A 25,724-nucleotide genomic window follows, 5' to 3' on the forward strand; every position below is an offset into this window, starting at 1 on the left:
ACTAAAAACGGCAACCGAAGTTGCCGTTTTGCTTTAACCTTATGCGGCCTGATGCCCTCACCCTGACCCTCTCCCACGGGGAGAGGGAATACATACTAAAAACGGCAACCGAAGTTGCCGTTTTGCTTTAACCTTATGCGGCCTGATGCCCTCACCCTGACCCTCTCCCACAGGGAGAGGGAATACACACTAAAAACGGCAACCGAAGTTGCCGTTTTGCTTTAACCTTATGCGGCCTGATGCCCTCACCCTGACCCTCTCCCACAGGGAGAGGGAATACACACTAAAAACGGCAACCGAAGTTGCCGTTTTGCTGTTTATTACGCGTTATACGCATTCTCGCCGTGGCTGTTGACATCCAGACCCTCGCGTTCCTGCTCTTCCGGTACGCGAAGGCCGACAGTCATGTCCGCCAGCTTATAGCCAATAAAGGCCACGACAGCAGACCACACAACGGTGATGGCAATACTTTCCAACTGCACCAGCACCTGGTGAACCATGGTGACGCCTTCCGCATAACCCACGCCGCCCAGTGATTTAGCTGCAAAGATCCCGGTCATGATACAGCCGACAATGCCGCAGACGCCGTGGACGCCAAATACATCGCAAGGGTCGTCAACGCGCAGAACACGTTTTAGAGCGGTAACGCCCCACAGACCCGCAAGTCCTGCAACCAACCCCACCAGCAGCGCACCACCTACACCCACGTAACCACAGGCTGGCGTGATACCGACCAGACCGGCAATAGCACCCGAACAGGCACCCAGCAGAGACGGTTTACCGCGAACGGCCCACTCGCCAAAGACCCAGGAGAGGATTGCACCCGCCGTTGCGACAACGGTGTTCACGAAGGCCAGCGCGGCGATTTCGTTAGCGGCACTTGCAGAGCCTGCGTTGAAGCCAAACCAGCCAAAGTAGAGAATCGCCGTACCGGTAAACACCATCGGCAGGTTGTGCGGCTTGAACGCTTCTTTCCCGAAGCCCACACGTTTGCCAATCAGGTAGGCACCCACCAGGCCCGCGACTGCGGCGTTGATGTGTACAACGGTGCCGCCCGCAAAGTCCAGCGCACCATGGCTCGCCAGCAGACCGCCGCCCCATACCATATGCGCGATAGGCACATAGGAGAGCGTCAGCCAGACCACTACGAAGATCAGGACGGCAGAGAAACGAATACGCTCAGCAAGCGCACCCACAATCAGCCCGACGGTGATGCAGGCAAACGATCCCTGGAAAGCAACGTGGATGTACTGATAGAAGCTGCCCATCAGCGCGGTCAGCTCGATATTTTTCAGCATCACCCAGTCGAAGTTACCAAAGAACGCATTGCCCGTGCCGAACGCCAGCGAGTATCCGTAAACGACCCACAGCACGCAGACCAGCGCGAACGTTACCGCAACTTGCGTCAGCATGGAGAGCACGTTCTTGCCGCGGATCAGGCCGCCGTAGAACAGCGCAATGCCCGGAATTGACATGAACAGCACCAGCGCGGTGCTAATCATCATAAAGGCGTTATCGGCTTTGTCTGCCACGGCAGGCGCAGCCAGAGCCAGGCCCGGCAGCAGTGCCAGCGACCCCAGAGCCGTTTTGAGTGTTGCTATCTTCATTTTCTCGATCCCTATCACTGTGTGCCAGGAGTTACTTACAGAGCCGCTTCGTCAGATTCGCCGGTACGAATGCGAATGACGCGCTGCAGTTCGGCAACGAAAATTTTGCCGTCGCCAATTTTGCCGGTGTAGGCCGCTTTGCTGATGACATCAATGACCTCATCAAGCTGGTCATCCGCAATCGCGACATCGATTTTTACTTTTGGCAGGAAATTCACGCTGTATTCCGCACCGCGATAAAGCTCGGCATGACCCTTCTGACGACCAAAGCCTTTCACTTCGGTGACAGTCAGTCCCTGAATACCCATTGAAGACAACGCTTCACGTACGTCTTCGAGTTTGAATGGTTTGATTACAACCGTAACCAGCTTCATAAATCCCCTCCAGTCAGAATTCGGTAATGGCCGCAGCTAACACGTAAGGGACATTGCAAGGGATGTGCCAGAATTGAAAACAGCGAGAAAACGGCGGGCGATGAGCCAGGAATGGGGTTCAATACCGAACGGGTGAAAAAAAAACGCACCATGGCAGTGCACAGTGCGTTTCAGTTTTGCACCAACAGGAATGACTGTTAGCAGCTTGCCTGTTTTTGGTGCATCAGGCGCTCAGCGACTCTTCTTCGCGCGCGCTGGCTGCCAGCTCTTCACCTGCCAGCTGCAGCTGGTACATCTGCCAGTAGCGTCCTTTCTCTTCCAGCAGTTGTCTGTGCGTACCTCGTTCAACGGCCTGTCCACGATGCAGCACCAGGATGGTATCGGCATCGACAATGGTTGAGAGGCGATGCGCGATGACCACCAGCGTGGTGTGATCCCGAACAGCGGCCAGCGCCTGCTGGATGGCCTGCTCGGTACCGGAGTCAATGCTGGCCGTCGCTTCATCGAGAATCAGCACCTGCGGCGTTTCAATCAGCACGCGCGCCAGGGCCAGCAGCTGTTTCTGCCCTACGGAGAGGTTATTCCCCTGCTCGCCTAGTTTCGTATTGATACCCTCACTGAACCCGCGCGCCAGATCGGCCAGCTGCACTTTCTCCAGCACCTCCCAGACCTGTTCCTGGGTAAAAGGCCGACCCAGCGTGACGTTAGCGTAGAAGGTATCGGCCAGTACGACCGGGTCCTGTTGCACCATGGCGACGCCCTTACGCAGCACATTGTGGCTGAGTGATGCAAGCGGGCGTCCATCGAGGCGGATCTCACCTTGCGTTAACGGATAGTAGCCCATTAACAGACTGGCGAGCGTACTCTTGCCGCTGCCGGTATGCCCCACCAGCGCCACGAAGCCGCGCGACGGTACCTCAAGATTAATGTCCTGTAAGACAAGCTGGTCATCTCGGTAAGCAAACGAGACCTTATCAAAGGCAATCGAACCGCTTTGCAGAGGACGTTCATCATCGCCATAGGTCTGACGTGGTCTGTCCATCAGTTCGAACACGCGTTCACCTGCGACCACCGCCTGTTGCAGCATCGATTGCTGGGTAGTGAGCTCAATCAGGGGTTCGTTAAGGCGCCCCAGATAGCTGATGAAGGCATATAGCACCCCAACCTCAATGGTTCCATGTGTTGTCAGCCCAAACAGCATCAGCAGGCCACAGAGGACCAGCGCCGAGAACAGGCTAAGCAATGGACGCAGCAGGAAGCCGTCCAGACGTAACGTCTGCATACGCGCCATATAGTGCGAACGGCTGGCTTCGCCCATGCGCTCGCCAAAGCGCGCCTGCTGGCGGAACTGCTGGATGACGCTCATGCCGTTGATCACTTCATTGAAGCCATCATTGATGTCGGCCAGGTAAGCGCGCACCCGGCGAACAATCGGCGTGCTGTAGCGCTGGTAGATCACCATCACGATCAGCACCGCCGGGAAGATAGTGATCGCCACCAGCGCCATACGCCAGTCGAGGCTGAACATGGCGACCAGCATCGCACCGATCAGCGCGGCGCTGCGCAACACGGTTGCCACTACGGTGACGTAGAGATCGCGGATCACTTCAGTATCGTTGGTCACGCGCGATATCACCTGCCCGACCGGCTGGGTGTCAAACTCGCTCAGCGGCTGGCGCAGCGCGGCATCCATGACATCCGTACGCAGCTGCTGTACCACGCCCACGGCTGCCCTGTTAAAGAGCAGCGACTGGGCATAGTGCAGCCCTGCCGCCGTTAACTGTAGCCCAACGTAGGCCACGCCTAAGCCTGCGACCAGCCCCCACGGCAGATAGCTTTTCGCCACCATATTGTCGATGAAATAGCTGATAAGCAGGGGGCCGCTGACTTCGGCAATCGCCGCAATCCACAGCAGAAGCACGGCAACCGAAAGCGGTTTACGCCATGGCGAACCGTAGGCCAGAAGGCGTTTGAGCGTCGGCCACATTGTTCCGAGCTTACGCATGGGTCGCCTCCTCATCCAGCGCCGCTTCCAGCTGCTGATAACGATACATGTCACGATACCAGCCCGGCTGTTCCGCCAGCTGCTCGTGCTGCCCGCGCTGAGCGATATGCCCGTGCTGCAACACCAGAATTTCACTGGCTTCCGTCAGCGCCGACAGGCGGTGGGCGCTGATGATCACCGTGCGTCCTTCTCCCCACTGACGAAGATTGTGCAGGATCTGATGCTCAGTACGGCCATCAACGGCGGAAAGCGCATCGTCCAGGATCAGGATTTCAGCATTCAGCAGCAGCGCACGCGCGATCGAAATTCGCTGCTTTTGTCCGCCGGAGAGCATCACCCCGCGCTCGCCGACTTCCGTTTCATAGCCCTGCGGCAGACGCAAAATATCGTCATGGACGCTGGCTAAGCGCGCCACATGTTCAATCTCGTCCTGTGTTGCCGAAGGATGACCGAGGGCGATATTGTTCGCGATGGTATCGGAGAATAAAAACGGCGTCTGGCTCACCACCGCCAGGCGGCTACGCCAGCCGTCCAGCAGCAGGTTCGACAAGGGAATGTCATGAAAACGAATATCGCCCTGCGTCACGTCGAAGTGGCGCTGCAGCAGAGAGAGAACGGTGCTTTTTCCGGCTCCCGTTGGGCCGCAAATTCCCAGCATCTGTCCGGGCTGCAGCGTGAAGTTCACGTTTTCGAGCACCGGATGCGTCGTCTGCGGATAGCTAAACGACTGAATATCGGCTTTCACGGTCCCGCGCCCATCGGGAACGGCTTCGCTGCCGTCCTTCACCACCGGCGCTTCCGCCAGCATCGCGCGAATACGGCTGTACGCGGCGCTACCGCGCTCAACGATGTTAAACATCCACGCCAGCGCCAGCATCGGCCAGATCATCAGCCCCAAATACATGGCAAAGCTGGTCAACTGACCGAGGGTCATGGAACCCTGCACCACCATCCAGCTCCCGCCGCCAATCGCCAGCATATTCGCCATGCCGATGGCGATATAGATCGTCGGGTCAAACCGGGCGTCAATACGCGCCACGCGCATGTTTTTCGCGCCGGTATCCGCCGCATCGGCGGCAAACAGTGCGGACTGCCTGTCTTCCAGGCCGAAGGCTTTGATCATGCGGATGCTGGTCATACTCTCCTGGGTGCGATCGTTGAGCGATGAAAACGCCGCCTGCGCCAGCTTGAAACGCTCGTGGAGCTTTTCACCGTAGCGGTTGATCGCCAGCGCCATCAGCGGCATTGGCAGCAGCGCCAGCAGGGTCAGTTGCCAGCTAATCTGGGTCGACATCACAATCAACACCGCGCAGCCCATGACCAGTGAATCCACCAGCGTCAGCACCCCTTCCCCGGCGGCAAAGACCACGCGGTCCACGTCGTTGGTGGCGCGGGCAATGAGGTCACCGGTCCGGTGGCGCAGATAAAATTCAGGATGCTGGCGGCTCAGCTGGCGGTAAAAATCTTCACGCAGCTCAACGGCCAGCTGATAGGACGCACCGAATAAGAGCACGCGCCAGACGTAGCGCAGCAGGTATACAATCACCGCGGTCAGCACCAGCGTGCCGACCCACATCAACACCCGTGCGGTGGTGTAATGCTGTTCGGTGACGCCATCCACGACGTACCCCACCACTTTCGGCGGGATCAGCTGCAGGATAGCAATGATAATAAGCAGGCATACCGCGCCGAGGTAGCGTTGCCACTCCCGACGAAAGTACCAGCTTAATTGGGCAAATAATCGCACGCGGTTTGTTCCTGAAGGTATTTTTCGAAGTTATTCAATGGGTAATGCTGTGGTGTATTTTATCTGTTCCATCGCGAAGCTTGAGGTGACATCCGACAAGCCCGGTACGCTGTTGACCAGCCGCTTGTAGAAATCATCATAGCGCTTCATGTCGGCCACCTGGACGCGCATCAGGTAATCGTATTCTCCCGCCATACGCCAGAAGCCGAGCACCTCGGGCATCTCAGAAACCTGAGTGACAAAGCGGCAATACCATTCGCTGCTGTGGTGCTGCGTTTTTATCAGGACAAAGGCCGTCAGTCCAAGCCCCAGTTTTTCGGGATCTAATAACGCCACTCGGCCCAGCAGCACGCCGTCATCTTCCAGCTTCTTGAGGCGTTTCCAGCACGGTGTGGTGGTCAGATTAACGGCATCTGCTAACGCCTGCAAAGAGAGGGTGCAGTCCGTTTGCAACAATGAAAGCAGCTTGCGGTCAATTTTATCTAGCATACCCACCTCGCAGAGAAAATTTTTCTCCCTACATTCTATTTTAAAGGCCAGATAGCAACAATTTTTTCTGTGCTTTTCGCTATGCTAGGCACAAAATGACAAACGGATAACTACGATGAATAGCACCTGGGTTAAACATGCGATCAGCGAAATCAATGCCGACTATCAGCGCTCGGCGGATACGCACCTGATTCGCCTTTCCCTGCCGGGATTTGACGGCATTCAGCTCTATCTGAAAGACGAAAGCACTCATCCTACCGGTAGCCTGAAGCATCGTCTGGCACGTTCCATGTTCTTATACGGTTTATGTAACGGCTGGATTAAAGAAGGCACCACTATCATTGAATCCTCATCCGGTTCAACGGCGGTGTCTGAAGCCTATTTTGCTCGCCTGCTGGGCCTGCCGTTTATCGCGGTGATGCCTTCCTGTACTGCCAGACGCAAAATCGAACAGATCGAATTTTATGGCGGACGCTGCCACTTTGTGGAAAGCGCCTGCGAAATCTACGCCGCCTCTGAAATGCTGGCGCGCGAGCTGAACGGCCACTATATGGACCAGTTCACCTTCGCCGAGCGAGCCACCGACTGGCGCGGCAATAACAACATTGCCGACAGTATTTTCCGCCAGATGACCCACGAGCCGCACCCGGTTCCGTCGTACATTGTAATGAGCGCCGGTACGGGCGGCACGTCTGCCACTATCGGCCGCTACATCCGCTGTCAGGGCTACGATACCCAGCTGATGGTGGTTGACCCCCAGAACTCCGTGTTCCTCGACTACTGGCAAAACCGTAACGCGGAACTGCGTAGCCCGGTAGGCAGTAAAATTGAAGGGATTGGTCGCCCGCGCGTGGAGCCCTCTTTCATTCCCGACGTCGTGGATGAGATGATGCGCGTGCCGGATGCCGCAAGCGTGGCAACGGCGCACTGGCTGGAGACGCAGCTTGGCCGCAAAGTGGGCGCCTCAACGGGCACTAACATGTGGGGCGCACTGCAGCTTGCCGCACGCATGCGCGAAGAGGGCCGCACCGGCTCCATCGTCACGCTGCTCTGCGACAGCGGCGAGCGTTATCTCGAGACCTACTACAACGCGGAGTGGGTGCAGGCCAACATCGGCCATATCGCCCCGTGGAAAGCGCAGATTGCAGAGCTGGTGAAATAAAAAAAGCCAGACCGAAGTCTGGCTTGCTGGAAGGGTCTCACTATTCGGGGGAATACGGGAGGTTGTTGTTGTCCAGCCAATGCGTCAAAAAATGGGACACCGCTTCATTGCCGCAGTGTCCGATAACCGGCAGATGGGGAAGTTCCGCTTTTAGCTGCGCCATCGCATTCCCCATAATCAGACCGCGACCGACGCTGCCCAGCATCTCGCGGTCGTTCATGGCGTCGCCAAACGCCATACAATCCTGCATCGTTAAGCCCAGGTGGTCGCTCAGAACCACAAGGGCTGAACCTTTGTTACAGCCCACCGGCAGCACTTCCAGACAATCCACCGCCGAGAAGGTCAGGTGTGCCCGGTCGCCCAGCGCCTCATTCAGCTGAATCCGTAAGCGACAGAGATCGTCATGATCGCCGCAAAAGCAGATCTTGGTGACCGCATGGGCGGGGATCCGTCGCAGATCGATCAGCTGATATTTAAAGCCGCTGTAAACATGCGCGTGCAATAATTCCGGGATTTCGCTGCCGGTAAACCAGCCCCCATCGTTAAAGACGTGGATGCTGGCCTGCGTATCCCAGGTGCTGTGCAGCACGATATCCGCCACTTCAGGGTTGAGATCCTGTCGGTGCAGCACATCGCCTTCCACAGAGTGAATTCGCGTCCCGTTGCCGGTGATCAGAAAGGCGTCGAGGGAAAACGCGCCCAGCAAATGGCGCATTTCCAGCACATGACGACCGGTGGCAAACGTCAGGGTGACATCACGCTCGCGCAGGCGCTTCAGGGTACTCAGGGTTTTCTCCCCCAGACGGTGATCCGGCATTAACAGCGTGCCGTCCATATCAAATGCAGCGAGCCGGGCCATGATTACTCCTGAAAATGTGATGCGATTAACTTGTGTATCAGTATCGTGTGAGATATACGGAAGTAATAGTGAATAGATGATAATTATTGTTCCGGGTTTCTTATGCGCCAGCTTAATCGTCTTAATCAGTATCAGCGGCTGTGGCAACCTTCCGAGGGTGCAATACAACAGGTCACTATCAGCGAGTTGGCCGCCCGCTGTTATTGTAGCGAGCGGCATGTCCGAACGCTGCTGCGTCAGGCTCAGGAGGCAGGGTGGCTCAGCTGGCGAGCGCAGTCTGGTCGCGGAAAGCGGGGTGAGCTGACGTTTCACGTCACCCCGGAATCGCTGCGCAATGTGATGATGGAAGAGGCGCTGAAAAGCGGGCAGCAACATAACGCCCTCGAACTGGCACAGCTTGCGCCTGAGGATTTACGTGCGCTGCTGCATCCATTTCTGGGCGGCCACTGGCAAAACGATACGCCGACGCTGCGTATCCCCTACTACCGCTCGCTGGATCCCCTTCATCCCGGATTTTTGCCCGGTCGGGCGGAGCAACATCTGGCCGGGCACGTTTTCTCCGGGCTGACGCGCTTTCACGGCAGCGGCAGCGAACCGACGGGGGATCTGGCGCACCACTGGGAGGTCTCGGCGGACGGCCTGCGGTGGCACTTTTACATCCGTTCCACCCTGCACTGGCATAACGGCGATAAAATCGAGACGGCGCAGCTTCAGCGAAGCCTGACGGCGCTGCTGGCGTTGCCAGCCCTGCGTAAGCTGTTTCAGAGCGTATTACGCATTGACGTCACCCACCCGCAGTGTCTGACATTTACCCTCCATCAGCCGGATCACTGGCTTGCGCACCGCCTGGCGACATACTGCAGTCGCCTCGCCCATCCCGACCAGCCCATGACGGGCAGCGGTCCTTTCAAACTGAGCGTGTTCGATCCTGAATTGGTTCGTCTGGAAAGCCACGAGCAGTACCATCTTAGCCACCCGCTGCTGAAAGCAATTGAATACTGGATCACGCCGACGCTGTTTGACTACGGGCTTGGCACCAGCTGTCGTCATCCGGTACAAATTGCCATTGGCGAGCTTGATGAACTGGAAAACCTACGGCTGGTGAGCAGCAGTACCAGCCTGGGGTTTTGTTATCTCACGCTGAAGCACAGCCCACGCCTGAACAAAATGCAGGCACAACGACTGATCAATATCATCCATCTCTCGACGCTGCTGCACACGCTGCCGTTGAATGAGGGTTTAATCACGCCAACGGAAGAACTCCTGCCCGGCTGGGATATACCGCAGTGGCCTGATTTAACGGATGTTCGTCTGCCTGAAACATTGACGCTGCTTTATCATCTGCCGGTTGAACTCCACACCATGGCAAACCAGCTGAAACAGTACCTTGACCAGCAAGGCTGTGAGCTTAGGGTCATTTTTCACGATGCCAAAACATGGGACGGATGCCAGCGACTGGCAGAGGCGGATATCATGATGGGTGACAGGCTGATTGGGGAAGCGCCAGAGTATACGCTTGAGCAGTGGCTACGCTGTGATGCGCTTTGGCCGCACCTGTTAAGCGCGCCACAGTTTGCTCATCTTCAAGCCACGCTGGATGCGGTTCAGACCCAGGCCGATGAACTGGCGCGGCATGCTGGACTGAAAGCCATTTTTAGCCAGCTTATGGAAAATGCCGTGATTACACCGCTATTTAACTACCAGTATCAAATCAGCGCCCCACCGGGCGTTAACGGTATCCGGCTTAATACCCGTGGCTGGTTTGATTTCACCGAAGCCTGGCTTCCTGCCCCCAAATCGTGAAGAAGCTGGTCGGCGCTGAAGTCAGGCGTTAACATACTGTTTTTACCGTAACTGTCGAGATGATTTATGAAACGTGCCGTCGTCGTGTTCAGCGGAGGACAAGATTCCACTACCTGCCTGGTTCAGGCTCTTCATCAGTACGATGAAGTTCACTGCGTGACGTTCGATTATGGTCAGCGCCACCGCGCTGAAATCGACGTGGCCCGTGAACTGGCTTTGAAACTGGGCGCACGCGCGCACAAGGTGCTGGACGTTACGCTGTTAAATGAACTGGCCGTCAGTAGCCTCACCCGGGACAGTATCCCGGTACCTGACTATGAACCCGATGCCAGCGGTATTCCGAATACCTTTGTGCCGGGCCGCAATATTCTGTTCCTGACGCTGACCGCAATCTACGCCTATCAGGTGCAAGCCGAAGCGGTGATCACGGGCGTGTGCGAGACCGACTTCTCCGGCTACCCGGACTGTCGTGATGAGTTCGTGAAAGCGCTCAACCACGCCGTCAATCTTGGCATGGCGAAAGAGACGCGCTTTGAAACTCCGCTGATGTGGCTGGATAAGGCCGAAACCTGGGCGCTGGCCGACTACTGGGGCAAGCTGGACCTGGTTCGCAGCGAGACGCTCACCTGCTATAACGGCATCAAAGGCGACGGTTGTGGCCAGTGCGCGGCCTGTAATCTGCGTGCGAATGGGCTGAACCATTATCTTGCCGATAAAGTCGGCGTGATGGCTGCGATGCAGAAAAAAACCGGGCTTAAATAGGCCTACTTGACCGTGCTGTCGAACAGTTTCACACCGGCAGCACGGGTGACCTTCATCAGCGTTGTCAGCGTTGGGTTGCCGTTGTCTGATAGGGTTCGGTATAGCTGCTGACGGGACAGACCTGCTTTGGCAGCGATTTCACCTATGCCGCCGCGGGATTCGATAACACGTCTTAACGCGATTAAGTATGCTGGGATCCCCTGGTCTTCATAAATCTCATCCAATGCAACCTGCAGATATAGCTGAGCGTAGGAAGGGTTTTCACGAAGCATTTTTACGACGGCTTCATCGTGACTGACGGAACTAGAAAATTTTCGTTGGCTCTTGCTCATCCGGTTTATCCTTTTGATGTTCTTTCCAGTAATCTATTGCTAGTTTCACATCAGTCTTTTGACTCTTTTTGTCACCGCCCATCAGCAACAACAGGATCTTCCGATGTTGTACCGCAAAATAGATTCGATAGCCGGGACCACAATCAATTTTCAGTTCCCAGATCCCCTCTCTGAGATATCGGTAATCGCCGAAATTCCCTTTCTCAGCACGGTCAATTCGCAGAAGGATCCGAAACGCTAACTCCGGATCCTTTCGCTTCATCTTCGCTACCCACACCTCAAACGGCACTTTTCCGTCACGGGTCCGGTAACGTTCAACAACGTAGTCCCTGTCCATTATTCTATCCCTGAAAATTCCTTTTGTCTTTTATAAAAGACAAACTTTCTACGCGATCATCAGTTCCAGCTTTTCTCGCAACTCCCCTTCCAGCGGCAGCGCTTTCTGCGTTTTCAGATCGATACAGACAAAGGTGATCAGCGCATCAGCCACTACCTGCCCTTCAGGATCCAGCGTCACCACCTGGCTCAACACCCCGCTTTTACCGTTTAGCTGCTGAACCTGACTGGTGACGGTCAGCACATCTCCCAGCACAGCCGGACGGCGGAAGTTGATGTTGATATTGACGACCACGAACGCGATGTTGTGCGCGGTCAGCCACTGAAAGCTTTCGCTGTTTTCCAAACCGTCCCAGCGCGCCTCTTCAAGAAACTCAAGATAGCGGGCGTTGTTCACGTGCTGGTAAACGTCGAGATGGAAACCGCGTACTTTGATTTTTGTCTGCATAGCGCAATAGCCTTTACTGTTATTGTAGGATGAGAGGTCATAACTGGTATGACCTCTTTATCCTGGCAAAATTTGGCCGCAGTGCAAGAAATTGCGTAATTACAACGTCAGGTGTGAGAGGTTGCGCTCAACCAGCGCGCTCCCCATTCCCGGTACCTGTTTGAGATCGTCGACCGTTTTGAAAGGACCATATTCTTCGCGGTAGCTGACGATAGCCTGCGCTTTTTTCAGGCCGACGCCATTCATGATGCGGGCGAGATCTTCCGCAGAGGCCGAATTGATGCTGACCCGCGTACCGTCATCATCGGTATTTTTACCGACGTCAGTCGCTTTGGTTTGCCCCTGCACCGGCGCTGCCGCGTCAGACTTGCTCTGCGTAGCCTGTGGTTTAGCGGCGGGCGTCACCGCCAGCGCACCCGCACTCATCCCGGTGGTGGCAATAGCCAGCGTAATTAACAGTGCTTTGATTCCACGTTTCATGCTGTTATCTCCTTGTTTGTTGACAGCCACGCCACGATAGCCGCCGGGTAAAACGGGCACAAACAGCAGATTGCAGAAATGGAAAAGGCCGCGAAAGCGGCCTTTAGTTTTTGCAGAGCGTTACGAAAATCTGCGAGCAGACTCGTAGTTACTGCTGCTGAGTCATCACATCACCCAGCTTGATTTTTGCTTCTTTACGCAGGTTGCTCATCATGGCTTCGAAGGCAATCTGGGCATTGTTCTGGGTAATCCCCTGAACCATCGCTTTTTTCTGTGCTTCTGGCAGCGTGCCCGCTTTCACTTCATCCAGCGCCAGCAGAACGACGTTACCCTGCATATCGGTTGTGGTGCCAAAGCTTGGTTTATCCTTCGCTGGCAGCGTCAGACCAAACGCGGCCTGGCTGATTGGGTCCTGACCGGTACGGCTCAGCGTTTTCGCCTCACCGAAGCTCAGGCCAGCGGCTTTCAGCGCGTCCTCTTTACCTGCTTTCAGGTCAACCAGGATCTTCTCAGCATCCAGTTTTGCCTGCTGCTCAGCTTTGTTGTGCTTAACCTGCGCAACAACCTGATCTTTCACTTCCGCCAGCGGCTTAACGGCTTCCGCTTTGTGCTCACTGACACGCAGAACGAATGCACGGTCACCGTCAACGGTAATGATGTCAGAGTTGCTGCCCGGCGTGCCGTTCTCGCCCACCAGACCACCGTTGAAGATGGCGTCAGAAACCGGCTTGAAGTTCAGCTCTTCCGGCAGGTTGTCGCGTCCAAACCAGCCTGTTTCAACCGCTTTGACACCCGCCGCCTGCTCTGCACCCGCCAGAGATTCATTGTCGTTGCTCGCCGCATCGCTCACTTTCTGCTGCAGTGCGTAATAAGCATCCAGCGCTTTTTCCTGTTTCACTTTCGCCGCGATATCATCGCGAACGTCAGCCAGCGGCTTGGTTTTTGCAGCGGTGATGTCGTCCAGACGCACGACCAGGAAACCAACGGAAGACTTAACGACGCCTGACAGCTGGCCTTTCTCTTTCAGACCGGCATTTTTCAGCTCGTCCGGCGTGGTCGCATCTTCCAGCCAGCCCATATCACCGCCGTTTTTCGCAGAGATAATGTCGGTGGATTTTGCTTTCGCGACGGTCGCGAAATCAGCGCCTTTGTTCAGCTCGTCCAGCACGGCTTTGGCATCTGCCTCGGTCTTAGTCTGAATCACGCTGTAGCGATTACGCTGCGGCTGAGTGAACTGATCCTGATGCTGGTCGTAGTAAGACTGGATTTCCGCGTCAGACGCGGTTTCCTGCAGCGCAGCCGCATCCAGTTTGATGTAGCTCACGCGGAACTGCTCAGGCGCAACGAAAGTGTTCTTGTTCTGCTCGTAGTAAGCGTTAACTTCTGCGTCGCTCACCTGCTGCTTTGCCGCCAGCGCATTCACATCGATTGTCGCTTCACGCACAACACGCTGCTGAGCCACCAGCGCAGCCAGTTCGTCGGTTTCACCTTTGAGCATGAAATCGGTGCCTACAACGGCATTGATGAGCTGCTGAGTGGTCAGCTGGTTACGCAGCGCCTGCGCGTACTGATCGGCAGTCATGCCCATCTGGTTTACGATGCTGTTGTAACGGGCGTTGTCGAATTTGCCGTTAGACTGGAATGCCGGGGTTGAGAAGATGGCTTTTTTGACCTGCTCATCGCTAATGCCCAGACCCAGTCCCTTCGCATACTGGTCCAGCAACGCTTCATCGATAAGGCGATTAAGTGTCTGCTGACGCAAGGTTTTCATATAGCCTTCGTTCGCTGCCAGTTCAGAGAATTGATCGCCCAGCTGTTGCTGCATACGGTTACGTTCACCGGCGAAAGCGTTCTCGAACTGCCCACGGCTGATCTCCTGGCCGTTCACTTTTGCGGCATAGTTCGCGCCACCGCCGATAAGGTAACTGCTCACGCCGGTCAAAATGAACGACACGATAATGATACCGAAAATAATCTTGAGCACGAGACTGTTAGCAGCCGTGCGTAAGCTGTCCATCATGGTGTAACAACACTCCGCTGTAGGTGACTGGTTACCTGACGCTGACGGAAAATCCTTACCGTCGCGCGTAAAGGCGTATTGTGACAAGAAAACGGGGCGATTGTCAGCCCACAACTCGCATAAACTCGCACAAATCAGGTCTGGACAAACAAAAAAGGCACATCAAATGATGCGCCCTTGTACTTTTCGGCTTCCCTGAAGCGGGAAAGCAATCAGTTTACTGCGTCTTTCAGCGCTTTACCTGCACGGAAACCCGGCACTTTAGCGGCAGCAATGGTGATCTCTTTACCGGTTTGAGGGTTGCGGCCAGTACGGGCAGCACGCTCTTTAACAGCAAAAGTACCGAAGCCTACCAGCGCAACGTCGTCCCCAGACTGCAGAGATTCAGTAACAGAAGCAATTAATGCATCTAACGCACGTCCAGCTGCAGCTTTAGAAATATCAGCACCAGCAGCAATTTTGTCAATCAGTTGAGATTTATTCACTGTTCTCTTCCTCTCTTTTATAATTTATATCGCACCTGAATCCTTCACAGCGCGACCGCGCAGCAGTTATATCAGGCCTGCCATGACCTTACAACACCCGTTGTTGATGGCTAACCCAATCAGTAATCTAAATTAGCTATACAAAAAAAGGCTGGCAAGTGCGAAATGACTTACCAGCCTTGTTTTTATTGACGCTCTTTGCGCGAGGTCACTATTTTGCGGTTACAACCTGCATTCCGGAGGGTTCATTCTGCAGTGCGAGACTAAGAACTTCCTCAATGCGTTTCACCGGATGGATCTGCAGATCGGCAATCACGTTGTCCGGAATCTCTTCCAGATCGCGTTTATTTTCGTAAGGAATCAATACGGTTTTGATTCCACCACGATGTGCCGCCAGCAGTTTTTCTTTCAATCCACCGATTGGCAGTACCTGACCACGCAGGGTAATTTCACCGGTCATCGCCACGTCGGCACGCACCGGGTTGCCTGTCAGACAGGAAACCAGTGCGGTACACATAGCAATACCCGCACTTGGGCCATCTTTCGGCGTCGCCCCTTCCGGAACGTGAACGTGAATGTCGCGTTTTTCGTAGAAATCCGCGTTAATGCCCAGTTTTTCCGCGCGCGCGCGCACCACGGTCAATGCCGCCTGAATAGACTCCTGCATCACTTCACCCAGCGAGCCGGTGTAGGTCAGCTTGCCTTTGCCCGGCACGCAGGCGGTTTCGATGGTCAGCAGATCGCCACCCACTTCCGTCCATGCCAGACCGGTCACCTGACCAACGCGGTTTTCATTGTCTGCGCGACCGTAATCAAAGCGCTGTACGCCCAGGTAGGCGTGCAGATTGTCGCCGTTAATCACGATGTGTTTCAGGCTCTTGTCCAGCAGCAGCTGTTTCACCGCCTTACGGCACAGTTTAGAAATTTCACGCTCAAGGCTACGCACGCCCGCTTCACGGGTGTAGTAGCGGATGATGCCAACAATCGCGCTGTCCTCAACGGTCAGCTCGTTCGCTTTCAGCGCGTTACGCTCAATCTGCTTCGGCAACAGGTGCTGTTTCGCAATGTTCAGCTTTTCGTCTTCGGTATAGCCGGAGAGACGGATCACTTCCATACGGTCCAGCAGCGGGGCCGGAATGTTCATGGAGTTGGACGTCGCCACAAACATCACATCGCTCAGATCGTAGTCCACTTCCAGGTAGTGATCGCTGAACGCCACGTTCTGTTCTGGATCAAGCACTTCCAGCAGCGCAGACGCCGGATCGCCACGCATGTCTGACGACATTTTGTCGATCTCATCGAGCAGGAACAGCGGGTTTTTAACGCCCACTTTCGCCATCTTCTGGATCAGTTTCCCCGGCATTGAACCGATGTAGGTACGGCGGTGACCGCGGATTTCCGCTTCATCGCGTACGCCACCCAGCGCCATGCGGATATACTTACGTCCGGTCGCTTTGGCGATGGACTGACCCAGAGAGGTTTTACCTACCCCTGGCGGCCCTACCAGACACAGGATTGGGCCTTTGATTTTGTTCACACGGCTTTGTACCGCGAGGTACTCAAGAATGCGGTCTTTCACGCGCTCCAGGCCGTAGTGGTCGGTATCCAGGATCTCCTGCGCCTGACGCAGATCTTTTTTGACCTTGCTGCGGGCGTTCCACGGAACCTGCACCATCCACTCAATGTAGCCGCGCACGACGGTCGCTTCAGCCGACATTGGAGACATCATTTTCAGCTTCTGCAGCTCGGCTTCCGCTTTCTCTTTCGCCTCTTTCGGCATCTTCGCCGCGTCGATCTTACGCTTCAGCGCTTCGTTTTCGTCCGGCGCGTCGTCCATCTCGCCCAGCTCTTTCTGAATGGCCTTCATTTGCTCATTCAGATAGTACTCACGCTGAGATTTTTCCATCTGCTTTTTCACGCGGTTGCGAATACGCTTCTCAACCTGCAACAGATCGATTTCAGATTCCATCATCGCCATCAGGTATTCCAGACGTTCATTAACGTCGGACATTTCCAGCACGGACTGTTTGTCAGCCAGCTTCAGCGGCATGTGTGCAGCGATGGTATCCGCCAGACGCGCAGGATCGTCGATGCTGTTCAGCGACGTTAGCACTTCTGGTGGGATTTTCTTGTTCAGCTTGATATAGCCTTCAAACTGGCTAATCGCGGTGCGCACCAGCACTTCCTGCTCGCGCTCATCAAGCTCAGGCGAATCAAGGTACTCTGCCTTGGCAGAGAAGTGTTCGCCATCGTCTGACAAAGTGGTAATACGCGCACGCTGCAGGCCTTCTACCAGCACCTTCACGGTGCCGTCAGGCAGCTTCAGCATCTGCAAAATAGAGGCCACGGTCCCGACGGTGAAAAGATCGTTTACACCCGGCTCATCCGTTGATGCTTCTTTCTGCGCCACCAGCATGATTTTTTTATCATGATCCATGGCGGCTTCAAGGCAACGGATAGATTTTTCCCGCCCTACAAATAAGGGTATGACCATGTGCGGATAAACCACCACATCGCGCAACGGCAATACGGGGATTTCAATGCGTTCAGAACGCTCAGGATTCATAGAGCTCTCTCTTAGTTTAGTGTCCGCCAGGTAAACTGGTTATGTCACTGTGCTTCACACAACCATTAACATGTAACCAGTATATGGGGATGTTTCCCACACATTCAACGCCATGAATACGGAAAAAGTAAAGGGGAGATAAAATCCCCCCTTTTTGAATAACTGCTTGTATGATTTGGTGAATTATTCGCCAGATGCCTGCTGAGCTTCCGGTTTGCCGTAAATCAGCAGCGGCTTGGTCTGCCCGCCGATAACGGACTCGTCGATAACCACTTTTTCGACATCTTCCATGGACGGCAGATCGTACATGGTGTCGAGCAGTGCTGCTTCAACGATAGAACGCAGGCCACGCGCGCCGGTTTTACGGACCATTGCTTTCTTGGCGATCGCGTCCAACGCTTCGTCACGGAATTCCAGCTCGACGCCTTCCAGATTGAACAGCGCCTGATACTGCTTGGTCAGCGCGTTTTTCGGCTCTTTCAGGATCTGGATCAGCGCGTCTTCGCTCAGTTCATTCAGCGTTGCCACAACCGGCAGACGACCAATAAACTCAGGGATCAGACCAAATTTGATCAGGTCTTCCGGCTCAACCTGTGACAGCAGCTCACCTTCGTTTGGTTTTTCGGAGGTGGATTTCACCGTCGCGCCAAAACCAATGCCGGAGCCGGTTTCAACACGGTGAGAGATCACTTTATCAAGGCCTGCAAACGCACCGCCGCAGATAAACAGGATTTTGGAGGTATCAACCTGCAGGAACTCCTGCTGCGGATGTTTACGACCGCCCTGCGGTGGAACGGCGGCAACCGTACCTTCGATCAATTTCAACAGCGCCTGCTGCACGCCTTCGCCCGATACGTCACGGGTGATGGACGGGTTGTCAGACTTACGGGAGATCTTGTCAATCTCATCGATGTAGACAATCCCGCGCTGCGCTTTCTGTACGTCGTAGTCGCACTTCTGCAGCAGTTTCTGGATGATATTTTCAACGTCTTCACCCACATAACCGGCTTCGGTCAGGGTGGTAGCATCAGCCATGGTAAACGGAACATCCAGCAGACGCGCCAGCGTTTCGGCCAGCAACGTTTTACCGGAGCCGGTTGGGCCAATCAGCAGAATGTTACTTTTGCCCAGTTCCACACCGTTACTGGTATCGCCGTTACGCAGACGTTTGTAGTGGTTGTATACCGCCACTGCCAGCACTTTCTTGGCCTGCTCCTGGCCGATGACGTAGTCGTCAAGGTGATGACGAATTTCATGCGGCGTTGGCAACGCGCTACGCTCACGGTGTGGCGCAACTTCTTTAATCTCTTCGCGAATGATGTCGTTACATAAATCGACACATTCATCGCAGATATACACGGACGGCCCGGCAATCAGTTTACGCACTTCATGCTGGCTTTTGCCGCAAAAAGAGCAGTACAGCAGTTTGCCCGAACCATCTTTGCGTTTATCTGTCATGAGTCCAAACCTCTTTTTAAGTTCTTTGTGCCGCACATGACGACGCAAATGCCAATCTCAGACGCAAGCTGCTTAAAGCAGCGTGCCGCCCTACTTTAGTATAGCGGCACACTCGCGTCGCGGGCATCAATTACGATGGGTTAACACGGAGTCGACTAAGCCGTACTCAACTGCCTCTGGAGCAGAGAGGAAGCGATCGCGCTCGGTATCGCGCTCGATCTGCTCGAGGGGTTGACCCGTATGCTGCGCCATAAGTTCATTCATGCGCGCTTTAACTTTCAGAATTTCTCGGGCGTGGATTTCGATATCCGTCGCCTGGCCCTGGTAACCACCCAGCGGCTGGTGAATCATCACGCGGGAATTAGGCAGGCAGAAACGCTTACCCTTCGCCCCTGCAGTTAACAGGAACGCGCCCATAGATGCAGCCTGACCCATACAGATAGTGCTTACATCAGGCTTGATGAATTGCATGGTGTCATAAATGGACATACCTGCGGTAATCACGCCACCAGGGGAGTTAATGTACAGGTAAATGTCTTTTTCCGGGTTTTCCGCTTCCAGAAACAGCATCTGCGCCACGATCAGGTTAGCCATGTGGTCTTCCACCTGGCCGGTCAGAAAGATAACGCGTTCCTTGAGCAGACGGGAATAGATATCAAAAGAACGCTCACCACGTGAGGTCTGTTCAATAACCATTGGCACCAGAGCCATATGGGGTGCAAAGTTATCTCGTTCGCCACTGTATGACATTTCCGTCTCCTGGATCTAAATTGAAAACACCTGCTGTACTGATTGTAACCTTATGGACGGATTATCAGCCAGTCTCATTCATCGTGATTCCATACTTATGGGGTTCACATTGCCCTATTTCAAGCATAACAACCTTTTGTTGTTACGCTAACACTGAAAGGGCGTTTTAGCACTCTTCCTGGGCTATTGGTGTGATAAAAAAAACCCGTCGCCAAAAGGCAACGGGTTTTTGTTCAAACTTTAAACCGTTGGGGCGAAATTACGCCTGCTGGTTCATCAGTTCGTTGAAAGAGGTCGCTTTTTCGGACACTTTAGCTTTCGCCAGTACCGCTTCAACAGCCTGCTCTTCCAGTGCGACGTTGCGCATGTTGTCCATCAGCTCTTTGTTCTTACCGTAGAACTCGATCACTTCTGATGGATCTTCGTATGCAGAAGCCATCTCTTCGATCAGGCCTTTCACACGCTCTTCGTCAGCTTTCAGCTCGTGGGTACGAATCACTTCGCCCAGCAGCAGGCCAACAACAACGCGGCGTTTCGCTTGCTCTTCGAACAGCTCGCGTGGCAGTTCCATCGCTTGCTGCTGGTTGCCACCGAAACGCTGTGCAGCCTGACGGCGCAGTACGTCGATTTCGCTGTCGATCAGGGCAGCAGGAACGTCGATGTCGTTCGCTTTCACCAGACCGTCAATCGCCTGAGATTTCACACGGTTACGCACAGCGCCGTTCAGCTCGCGCTCCATGTTCTTACGCACTTCGGTACGCAGGCCAGCAACAGAACCATCTTCCACGCCGAAACGCTTGATGAATTCTTCCGTCAGTTCTGGCAGTTCGCGCTCTTCCACTTTCTTCAGGTTGATGACGAACTTCGCTGCTTTACCTTTCAGGTTTTCAGCGTGGTATTCTTCCGGGAAGGTCACGTCGATAGTGAACTCTTCGCCAGCCTTGTGGCCTTTGATACCGTCTTCGAAGCCTGGGATCATACGACCCTGGCCCATTGCCAGTACGAAGTCAGACGCTTTACCGCCTTCGAACTCTTCGCCGTCTACAGAACCGGTGAAGTCGATGGTAACGCGGTCTTCAGCGTCAACAGCGCCTTCTTTCTCTTTCCAGTTCGCCTGCTGCTTGCGCAGGGTGTCCAGCATGCCGTCAACGTCTTCGTCAGTCACGGAAACAACAGGTTTCTCAACTTCGATAGACTCCAGACCTTTCAGCTCAACTTCTGGGTACACTTCGAACTCTACGGAGTAGGTGAAGTCTTCGCCCAGTTTGTATTCGCCTGGAACGTAGTTTGGCGCGCCGGCCGGATTGATTTTTTCTTTGATGATCGCATCAATAAAGTTGCGGCTCATCAGTTCACCCAGCACATCCTGACGCACGGAAGCGCCATAACGCTGAGCAACAACATTCATTGGTACTTTGCCCTTGCGGAAGCCGTCAATACGTACTTTTTTTGCTACGTTGACCAGCTCGCTTTTCACAGCAGTTTCGATGCTGTCAGCAGCGATAGTAATCGTTACACGGCGGCCAAGGCCTTGAGTGGTTTCAACTGAAACTTGCATCTTGTTACCTCAAAAAAATCACAGTGCTCGGTCAACTCTGAATCTGTCTGTTTTACCGGGATGCTCTCTTAGTGCAGATTCACATTCCCTGTCGCCAGAATCATCCCGAAGACATTCAATAAGACGCGGCATTATAGCGGCATCACTTAGGTGAGTCGAGAACGGTTGGGGCATGTTGCTGCGGCTTTTTTCACACTTTAAGGCTATTTTTAGCCTTAAAATCGCACCATCCGCTCAAAACTCAGACAAAACAAAACGGCCCGGAGGCCGTTTTGAGGAAATCTGCAAGCAACATACTGGAAAAGCTCCAACCGTTGCAAATCCGATTTATCAGGCTATGGTGCCTGCGCCGCGACAAGGCGGTGATGCGAATACCGTATCCTGCAAGCCTTCCCATTCCTTAATGGTGTAGGTATGCAGCGCCAGCGCATGTACGGTTGTGGAGAGTTCTTCCGTCAGGGTACTGTAGATCAAGCGATGTCGGTTCAGGAAACGCTCTCCCAGGAAACGATCGCTGACCAGAACCACTTTAAAGTGGCTTTCAGAACCCGCCGGTACGTTATGACGATAGCTTTCGTCGACAACTTCGAGAAACACAGGGTTAAAAGCTGCCCTTAATTTATCTTCTATCTGCTCACGTATCATCATGAAATTACTCCTCCGACAACGCCAGGATGTCACCCATCCCTTTAAATGTTAGCCGCTTTTACCGTTTCCATTACACCTTGACAACAAATATTTAGCTTTCGTCTGATTTTCTCATTCAAACGAATGAAGTTCACTGTGAGGCTCATACGTTTTGTCATACACGGATTGAGAAAAACGGTGAACTGGTCAGTTTTCGGACAAGGCGATGAATTTACATGCGTTGACCACTTCCCCTCGCCGTTAGCGATGTTATGATGACGACAATTTTTCTCTTTATATGCTTACGATTCGTTGAGAACCTGAAAATGTTAAAAAAACTCTTCTTTCCGTTGGTAGCACTTTTTATGCTGGCAGGCTGCGCAACCCCGCCAACGACTATTGATGTGTCACCAAAAATTACCCTGCCTCAGCAGGATCCAAGCCTGATGGGTGTGACCGTGAGCATTAACGGTGCCGATCAGCGTCAGGACCAGGCGCTGGCAAAAGTGACCCGCGATAACCAGCAGGTTACGCTGACCGCCTCCCGCGACCTGCGCTTCCTGCTGCAGGAAGTGCTCGAGAAGCAGATGACCTCTCGCGGTTATATGATTGGGCCAAGCGGCGCGGTTGATCTGCAGATCATCGTGAACAACCTGTACGCTGACGTCTCCCAGGGTAACGTGCGCTACAACATCGCGACCAAAGCGGATATCGCCATCATTGCTACCGCGAAAAACGGCAACAAGATGACCAAAAATTACCGCGCCAGCTACTCTGTTGAAGGTGCGTTCCAGGCATCCAACCAGAACATTGCTAACGCGGTAAACAGCGTGCTGACTGACACCATCGCCGATATGGCGCAGGACACCAGCATTCATGACTTCATCAAGCAGAACGCTCGTTAATTCTGCGCACTGACCCGGTGCTTCGCCGGGTCAGTTTCAATAAAAACATGTCCAGTCACTACTTACGCATTTTCCAGCAACCGAAATCAGCCATTCTGCTGATCCTCGGTTTCGCCTCCGGTTTACCCCTCGCGCTCACCTCCGGCACCTTACAGGCGTGGATGACCGTCGAGAATATCGATCTCAAAACCATCGGCTTCTTCTCGCTTGTCGGCCAGGCTTACGTCTTTAAGTTCCTCTGGTCTCCGGTGATGGACCGTTATACGCCGCCGTTCCTCGGGCGGCGTCGCGGTTGGCTGGTCATGACGCAGGTGCTGTTACTGCTGGCCATTGCCGCCATGGGCTTCCTCGAACCTTCCACGCAATTGCGCTGGATGGCGGCGCTTGCGGTGGTGATTGCCTTCTGTTCCGCGTCGCAGGATATCGTGTTCGATGCCTGGAAAACGGACGTGTTGCCAGCGGAAGAGCGTGGTGCGGGTGCCGCCATCAGCGTGCTGGGCTATCGACTGGGCATGCTGGTTTCCGGTGGACTCGCACTGTGGCTTGCTGACCGCTATCTCGGCTGGCAGGGCATGTACTGGCTGATGGCCGCACTGCTGATCCCCTGCATTATTGCCACCCTGTTCGCGCCTGAACCGAGCGATGTGATCCCGGTTCCACGCTCGCTGGAGCAGGCCGTCGCTGAACCATTGCGTGATTTTTTTGGCCGCAACAATGCCTGGCTGATTTTGCTGCTGATTGTCCTGTATAAGCTCGGCGATGCCTTTGCCATGAGTCTGACCACCACCTTCCTCATACGCGGCGTCGGTTTTGATGCCGGGGAAGTTGGCGTGGTGAATAAAACGCTGGGACTGTTTGCAACTATCGTCGGCGCCTTGTACGGCGGCGTGTTGATGCAGCGGCTGACGCTGTTCCGCGCCCTGCTGATCTTCGGCATCCTGCAAGGGGCGTCGAACGCGGGCTACTGGCTGCTGTCGATTTCCGATAAGCATATGATCAGCATGGCGGCAGCCGTGTTCTTTGAAAACCTCTGCGGCGGAATGGGAACGGCAGCCTTTGTCGCCCTGCTGATGACCCTGTGCAACAAATCATTTTCGGCCACGCAGTTTGCCCTGCTTTCAGCACTTTCCGCCGTGGGCCGCGTTTACGTCGGCCCCATTGCAGGCTGGTTCGTTGAAGCCCACGGCTGGCCGACATTTTATCTCTTCTCGGTGGTTGCCGCCGTGCCGGGGATTTTATTGCTGCTGGTGTGTCGTCAAACGCTGGAATATACCCAGCGTACTGAACACTTTATGCCGCGTACCGAGTATCACCGCGCCTACCGTTTTGCCTTATGGTTGTTAACGGTGGGGTGCCTTGCGCTGGGATTGTGGCTTGTCGTACTCATCATTAATGCAACCACCTCTCTGACGCTCCCGCTCGAAACGCTCCTGCTGGACGTGGGTGCCCTGCTCGCCATCGCCGGGATCCTGATCGGGGGACTTCTCGATTTTCTGGCATTGCGCAAAACGCAGATGAGCTGAAGAAAAAAACGAAAGGTTATTTCCCGTTGTAATCACGAAGTGAAATTATAACGGCGAAATAACCGACGATCGCGAAAAAAAATATTTGTTGTTTTGTGCGGGATAGCTTCTGGAAATTATTGGAGTCAATTCCAAACTCTATTTTCTCATTAAACGATTCAGCATTTGAAACATTGAATTTTCGTTTTTTAGTTGTCTTTTTATTGATAATTAATTGTTAATTTTTTGTATATTTTTAACAATGGTTATACCAATTGCCCCTTTTAGGGTATGCTTGGGGGTCCTTTCGTTATAAAGCCCGCGCCATGCGGCTTATGTCTTAAAAAGCGACATAATTTGCAACACTTGTGACATGTGCGGCAGAACCCAGTAACACCTTCCTGACACAGGCCTAATGATGTTTACAGTAATGTAACCTTCCCGTAAAATGCCCCCACACTTTAAACGCCACCAGACTCCGTGGAATTGAGGTCGTTAAATGAGACTCGGGAAATACAATAAAAGTTTGGGATGGTTGTCATTATTCGCGGGCACTGTATTACTCAGTGGCTGCGATTCTGCACTACTAGACCCCAAAGGACAGATTGGACTGGAACAACGTTCACTGATTCTGACGGCATTTGGCCTGATGATGATTGTGGTTATTCCAGCCATTTTGATGGCAGTTGGTTTCGCCTGGAAGTATCGTGCGAGCAATAAAGATGCGAAGTATAGCCCTAACTGGTCACACTCCAATAAAGTGGAAGCTGTGGTCTGGACGGTACCTATTCTGATCATCCTGTTCCTTGCCGTTCTGACCTGGAAAACCACTCACGCACTTGAGCCAAGCAAACCGCTGGTTCACGATGAGAAACCTATTACCATTGAAGTGGTCTCCATGGACTGGAAATGGTTCTTCATCTATCCAGAGCAGGGCATTGCTACCGTGAATGAAATCGCCTTCCCGGCGAACACTCCGGTTCAGTTCAAAGTGACCTCCAACTCCGTAATGAACTCCTTCTTCATCCCGCGTCTGGGTAGCCAGATTTACGCGATGGCCGGTATGCAGACTAACCTGCACCTGATCGCGAATGAAGCAGGCACCTATGATGGTATCTCCGCCAGCTATAGCGGCCCGGGCTTCTCAGGTATGAAGTTCAAAGCTATCGCAACGCCAGACCGTGCCGCTTTCGACCAGTGGGTTGAAAAAGCGAAGCAGTCTACTAACACCATGTCTGACATGGCGGCGTTCGAAAAAGTGGCTACGCCTAGCGAATACAACAAGGTGGAGTACTTCTCTAACGTGAAACCAGATTTGTTTAAAGACGTCATTGGCAAATTTATGGATCACGGCAAGAGCATGGACATGACCCAACCTGAAGGCGAGCACAGCGCGCACGAAGGTATGGAAGGCATGGACATGAGCCACGCGGAAACCGCTCACTAAGG

The 25,724-nt window shown here is 54.0% G+C and carries 23 protein-coding genes; 6 read left to right on the forward strand and 17 right to left on the reverse strand.

Going from position 1 to position 25,724, the window contains the following annotated elements; genetic code table 11:
• Positions 1-320 precede the first annotated feature (320 nt).
• From amtB to KW829_RS15875, 5 genes are all read right to left on the reverse strand, one after another.
• The gene (gene amtB, locus KW829_RS15855; RefSeq protein ID WP_042714776.1) at positions 321-1,607 is read right to left on the reverse strand and encodes an ammonium transporter AmtB; all 1,287 of its coding nucleotides are present in this window, start codon (positions 1,605-1,607) and stop codon (positions 321-323) included.
• A 35-nt stretch (positions 1,608-1,642) separates the two neighbouring features.
• The gene (glnK, locus tag KW829_RS15860; RefSeq protein ID WP_008503304.1) at positions 1,643-1,981 is read right to left on the reverse strand and encodes a P-II family nitrogen regulator; all 339 of its coding nucleotides are present in this window, start codon (positions 1,979-1,981) and stop codon (positions 1,643-1,645) included.
• Positions 1,982-2,204: 223 nt separating this feature from the next.
• Complete coding sequence (locus KW829_RS15865) at positions 2,205-3,986, reverse strand: SmdB family multidrug efflux ABC transporter permease/ATP-binding protein (RefSeq protein WP_211446186.1); 1,782 nt, start codon at positions 3,984-3,986, stop codon at positions 2,205-2,207.
• Positions 3,979-5,733 carry a SmdA family multidrug ABC transporter permease/ATP-binding protein gene (locus KW829_RS15870; protein WP_100167112.1) on the reverse strand — a complete coding sequence of 585 codons (1,755 nt, stop codon included), beginning with the start codon at positions 5,731-5,733 and terminating at the stop codon, positions 3,979-3,981. Before KW829_RS15870 ends, KW829_RS15865 begins: the two co-directional genes overlap by 8 nt.
• 30 nt (positions 5,734-5,763) lie before the next feature.
• Positions 5,764-6,222: an Lrp/AsnC family transcriptional regulator gene (locus KW829_RS15875; protein WP_010428130.1), complete on the reverse strand. Its 459-nt coding sequence runs from the start codon at positions 6,220-6,222 to the stop codon at positions 5,764-5,766.
• Positions 6,223-6,337: 115 nt separating this feature from the next.
• Here KW829_RS15875 and KW829_RS15880 point away from each other — a divergent pair, with 115 nt between their 5' ends.
• The gene (locus tag KW829_RS15880) at positions 6,338-7,384 is read left to right on the forward strand and encodes a PLP-dependent cysteine synthase family protein (RefSeq protein ID WP_218308589.1); all 1,047 of its coding nucleotides are present in this window, start codon (positions 6,338-6,340) and stop codon (positions 7,382-7,384) included.
• 40 nt (positions 7,385-7,424) lie between these two features.
• On the opposite strand, the gene cof is transcribed toward KW829_RS15880, so the two are convergent.
• A complete protein-coding gene (cof, locus tag KW829_RS15885) occupies positions 7,425-8,243 on the reverse strand; it encodes an HMP-PP phosphatase (RefSeq protein WP_218308590.1) in 819 nt (272 codons plus the stop codon).
• A gap of 102 nt (positions 8,244-8,345) precedes the next feature.
• Between cof and KW829_RS15890 the strand changes: the two genes are divergently transcribed.
• Complete coding sequence (locus KW829_RS15890) at positions 8,346-10,046, forward strand: SgrR family transcriptional regulator (protein WP_218308591.1); 1,701 nt, start codon at positions 8,346-8,348, stop codon at positions 10,044-10,046.
• Positions 10,047-10,112: 66 nt separating this feature from the next.
• Entirely contained in the window at positions 10,113-10,808 is a 696-nt protein-coding gene (queC, locus tag KW829_RS15895; RefSeq protein WP_214594464.1) for a 7-cyano-7-deazaguanine synthase QueC, read from the forward strand.
• A gap of 2 nt (positions 10,809-10,810) precedes the next feature.
• Here queC and KW829_RS15900 read toward each other — a convergent pair whose 3' ends face one another.
• From KW829_RS15900 to bolA, 11 genes are all read right to left on the reverse strand, one after another.
• Positions 10,811-11,140: an addiction module antidote protein gene (locus tag KW829_RS15900; protein ID WP_063144765.1), complete on the reverse strand. Its 330-nt coding sequence runs from the start codon at positions 11,138-11,140 to the stop codon at positions 10,811-10,813.
• The gene (locus KW829_RS15905; protein ID WP_218308592.1) at positions 11,112-11,477 is read right to left on the reverse strand and encodes a type II toxin-antitoxin system RelE/ParE family toxin; all 366 of its coding nucleotides are present in this window, start codon (positions 11,475-11,477) and stop codon (positions 11,112-11,114) included. The genes KW829_RS15900 and KW829_RS15905 overlap by 29 nt, the downstream gene beginning before the upstream one ends.
• A gap of 48 nt (positions 11,478-11,525) precedes the next feature.
• Positions 11,526-11,924: a YbgC/FadM family acyl-CoA thioesterase gene (locus KW829_RS15910; protein WP_218308593.1), complete on the reverse strand. Its 399-nt coding sequence runs from the start codon at positions 11,922-11,924 to the stop codon at positions 11,526-11,528.
• Positions 11,925-12,023: 99 nt separating this feature from the next.
• Positions 12,024-12,404 carry a helix-hairpin-helix domain-containing protein gene (locus KW829_RS15915; protein ID WP_089599336.1) on the reverse strand — a complete coding sequence of 127 codons (381 nt, stop codon included), beginning with the start codon at positions 12,402-12,404 and terminating at the stop codon, positions 12,024-12,026.
• A 148-nt stretch (positions 12,405-12,552) separates the two neighbouring features.
• On the reverse strand, positions 12,553-14,424 hold the full coding sequence (gene ppiD, locus KW829_RS15920; protein WP_172701363.1) for a peptidylprolyl isomerase: 1,872 nt from the start codon (positions 14,422-14,424) through the stop codon (positions 12,553-12,555).
• A gap of 212 nt (positions 14,425-14,636) precedes the next feature.
• Positions 14,637-14,909, reverse strand: coding sequence for a nucleoid-associated protein HU-beta (hupB, locus tag KW829_RS15925; RefSeq protein ID WP_010428111.1), 273 nt, complete (start codon positions 14,907-14,909; stop codon positions 14,637-14,639).
• A gap of 211 nt (positions 14,910-15,120) precedes the next feature.
• Positions 15,121-17,475, reverse strand: coding sequence for an endopeptidase La (lon, locus tag KW829_RS15930; RefSeq protein WP_089599338.1), 2,355 nt, complete (start codon positions 17,473-17,475; stop codon positions 15,121-15,123).
• Between the two features lie 183 nt (positions 17,476-17,658).
• Positions 17,659-18,933 (reverse strand): ATP-dependent protease ATP-binding subunit ClpX, encoded by a 1,275-nt coding sequence (gene clpX, locus KW829_RS15935; RefSeq protein WP_010428107.1) that lies wholly within the window; start codon positions 18,931-18,933, stop codon positions 17,659-17,661.
• A 126-nt stretch (positions 18,934-19,059) separates the two neighbouring features.
• A complete protein-coding gene (gene clpP, locus KW829_RS15940) occupies positions 19,060-19,683 on the reverse strand; it encodes an ATP-dependent Clp endopeptidase proteolytic subunit ClpP (RefSeq protein WP_010428105.1) in 624 nt (207 codons plus the stop codon).
• 259 nt (positions 19,684-19,942) lie between these two features.
• Positions 19,943-21,241: a trigger factor gene (gene tig / locus KW829_RS15945; protein WP_089599339.1), complete on the reverse strand. Its 1,299-nt coding sequence runs from the start codon at positions 21,239-21,241 to the stop codon at positions 19,943-19,945.
• A gap of 330 nt (positions 21,242-21,571) precedes the next feature.
• Positions 21,572-21,889 (reverse strand): transcriptional regulator BolA, encoded by a 318-nt coding sequence (gene bolA / locus KW829_RS15950; RefSeq protein WP_010428102.1) that lies wholly within the window; start codon positions 21,887-21,889, stop codon positions 21,572-21,574.
• Between the two features lie 305 nt (positions 21,890-22,194).
• On the opposite strand from bolA, the gene KW829_RS15955 reads away from it, so the two are divergent.
• From KW829_RS15955 to cyoA, 3 genes are all read left to right on the forward strand, one after another.
• Positions 22,195-22,773 (forward strand): lipoprotein, encoded by a 579-nt coding sequence (locus tag KW829_RS15955; protein WP_010428101.1) that lies wholly within the window; start codon positions 22,195-22,197, stop codon positions 22,771-22,773.
• A 47-nt stretch (positions 22,774-22,820) separates the two neighbouring features.
• Positions 22,821-24,296 (forward strand): muropeptide MFS transporter AmpG, encoded by a 1,476-nt coding sequence (gene ampG, locus KW829_RS15960; RefSeq protein ID WP_218308594.1) that lies wholly within the window; start codon positions 22,821-22,823, stop codon positions 24,294-24,296.
• 478 nt (positions 24,297-24,774) lie between these two features.
• On the forward strand, positions 24,775-25,722 hold the full coding sequence (cyoA, locus tag KW829_RS15965) for a cytochrome o ubiquinol oxidase subunit II (protein WP_089600911.1): 948 nt from the start codon (positions 24,775-24,777) through the stop codon (positions 25,720-25,722).
• Positions 25,723-25,724: the final 2 nt, after the last annotated feature.

Origin of the sequence: Enterobacter sp. ENT02 (genome assembly GCF_019219165.1) — a bacterium.
GTDB classification, from domain to species: Bacteria; Pseudomonadota; Gammaproteobacteria; order Enterobacterales; family Enterobacteriaceae; genus Enterobacter; species Enterobacter mori.

Bases quoted from the DNA above. Each gene is read 5' to 3' on its own strand.
- amtB (WP_042714776.1), bottom strand. From the start codon at position 1,607: ATGAAGATAGCAACACTCAAAACGGCTCTGGGGTCGCTGGCACTGCTG.
- glnK (WP_008503304.1), bottom strand. From the start codon at position 1,981: ATGAAGCTGGTTACGGTTGTAATCAAACCATTCAAACTCGAAGACGTA.
- KW829_RS15865 (WP_211446186.1), bottom strand. From the start codon at position 3,986: ATGCGTAAGCTCGGAACAATGTGGCCGACGCTCAAACGCCTTCTGGCC.
- KW829_RS15875 (WP_010428130.1), bottom strand. From the start codon at position 6,222: ATGCTAGATAAAATTGACCGCAAGCTGCTTTCATTGTTGCAAACGGAC.
- KW829_RS15880 (WP_218308589.1), top strand. From the start codon at position 6,338: ATGAATAGCACCTGGGTTAAACATGCGATCAGCGAAATCAATGCCGAC.
- cof (WP_218308590.1), bottom strand. From the start codon at position 8,243: ATGGCCCGGCTCGCTGCATTTGATATGGACGGCACGCTGTTAATGCCG.
- KW829_RS15890 (WP_218308591.1), top strand. From the start codon at position 8,346: ATGCGCCAGCTTAATCGTCTTAATCAGTATCAGCGGCTGTGGCAACCT.
- queC (WP_214594464.1), top strand. From the start codon at position 10,113: ATGAAACGTGCCGTCGTCGTGTTCAGCGGAGGACAAGATTCCACTACC.
- KW829_RS15900 (WP_063144765.1), bottom strand. From the start codon at position 11,140: ATGAGCAAGAGCCAACGAAAATTTTCTAGTTCCGTCAGTCACGATGAA.
- KW829_RS15905 (WP_218308592.1), bottom strand. From the start codon at position 11,477: ATGGACAGGGACTACGTTGTTGAACGTTACCGGACCCGTGACGGAAAA.
- KW829_RS15910 (WP_218308593.1), bottom strand. From the start codon at position 11,924: ATGCAGACAAAAATCAAAGTACGCGGTTTCCATCTCGACGTTTACCAG.
- KW829_RS15915 (WP_089599336.1), bottom strand. From the start codon at position 12,404: ATGAAACGTGGAATCAAAGCACTGTTAATTACGCTGGCTATTGCCACC.
- ppiD (WP_172701363.1), bottom strand. From the start codon at position 14,424: ATGATGGACAGCTTACGCACGGCTGCTAACAGTCTCGTGCTCAAGATT.
- lon (WP_089599338.1), bottom strand. From the start codon at position 17,475: ATGAATCCTGAGCGTTCTGAACGCATTGAAATCCCCGTATTGCCGTTG.
- clpX (WP_010428107.1), bottom strand. From the start codon at position 18,933: ATGACAGATAAACGCAAAGATGGTTCGGGCAAACTGCTGTACTGCTCT.
- clpP (WP_010428105.1), bottom strand. From the start codon at position 19,683: ATGTCATACAGTGGCGAACGAGATAACTTTGCACCCCATATGGCTCTG.
- tig (WP_089599339.1), bottom strand. From the start codon at position 21,241: ATGCAAGTTTCAGTTGAAACCACTCAAGGCCTTGGCCGCCGTGTAACG.
- bolA (WP_010428102.1), bottom strand. From the start codon at position 21,889: ATGATGATACGTGAGCAGATAGAAGATAAATTAAGGGCAGCTTTTAAC.
- KW829_RS15955 (WP_010428101.1), top strand. From the start codon at position 22,195: ATGTTAAAAAAACTCTTCTTTCCGTTGGTAGCACTTTTTATGCTGGCA.
- ampG (WP_218308594.1), top strand. From the start codon at position 22,821: ATGTCCAGTCACTACTTACGCATTTTCCAGCAACCGAAATCAGCCATT.
- cyoA (WP_089600911.1), top strand. From the start codon at position 24,775: ATGAGACTCGGGAAATACAATAAAAGTTTGGGATGGTTGTCATTATTC.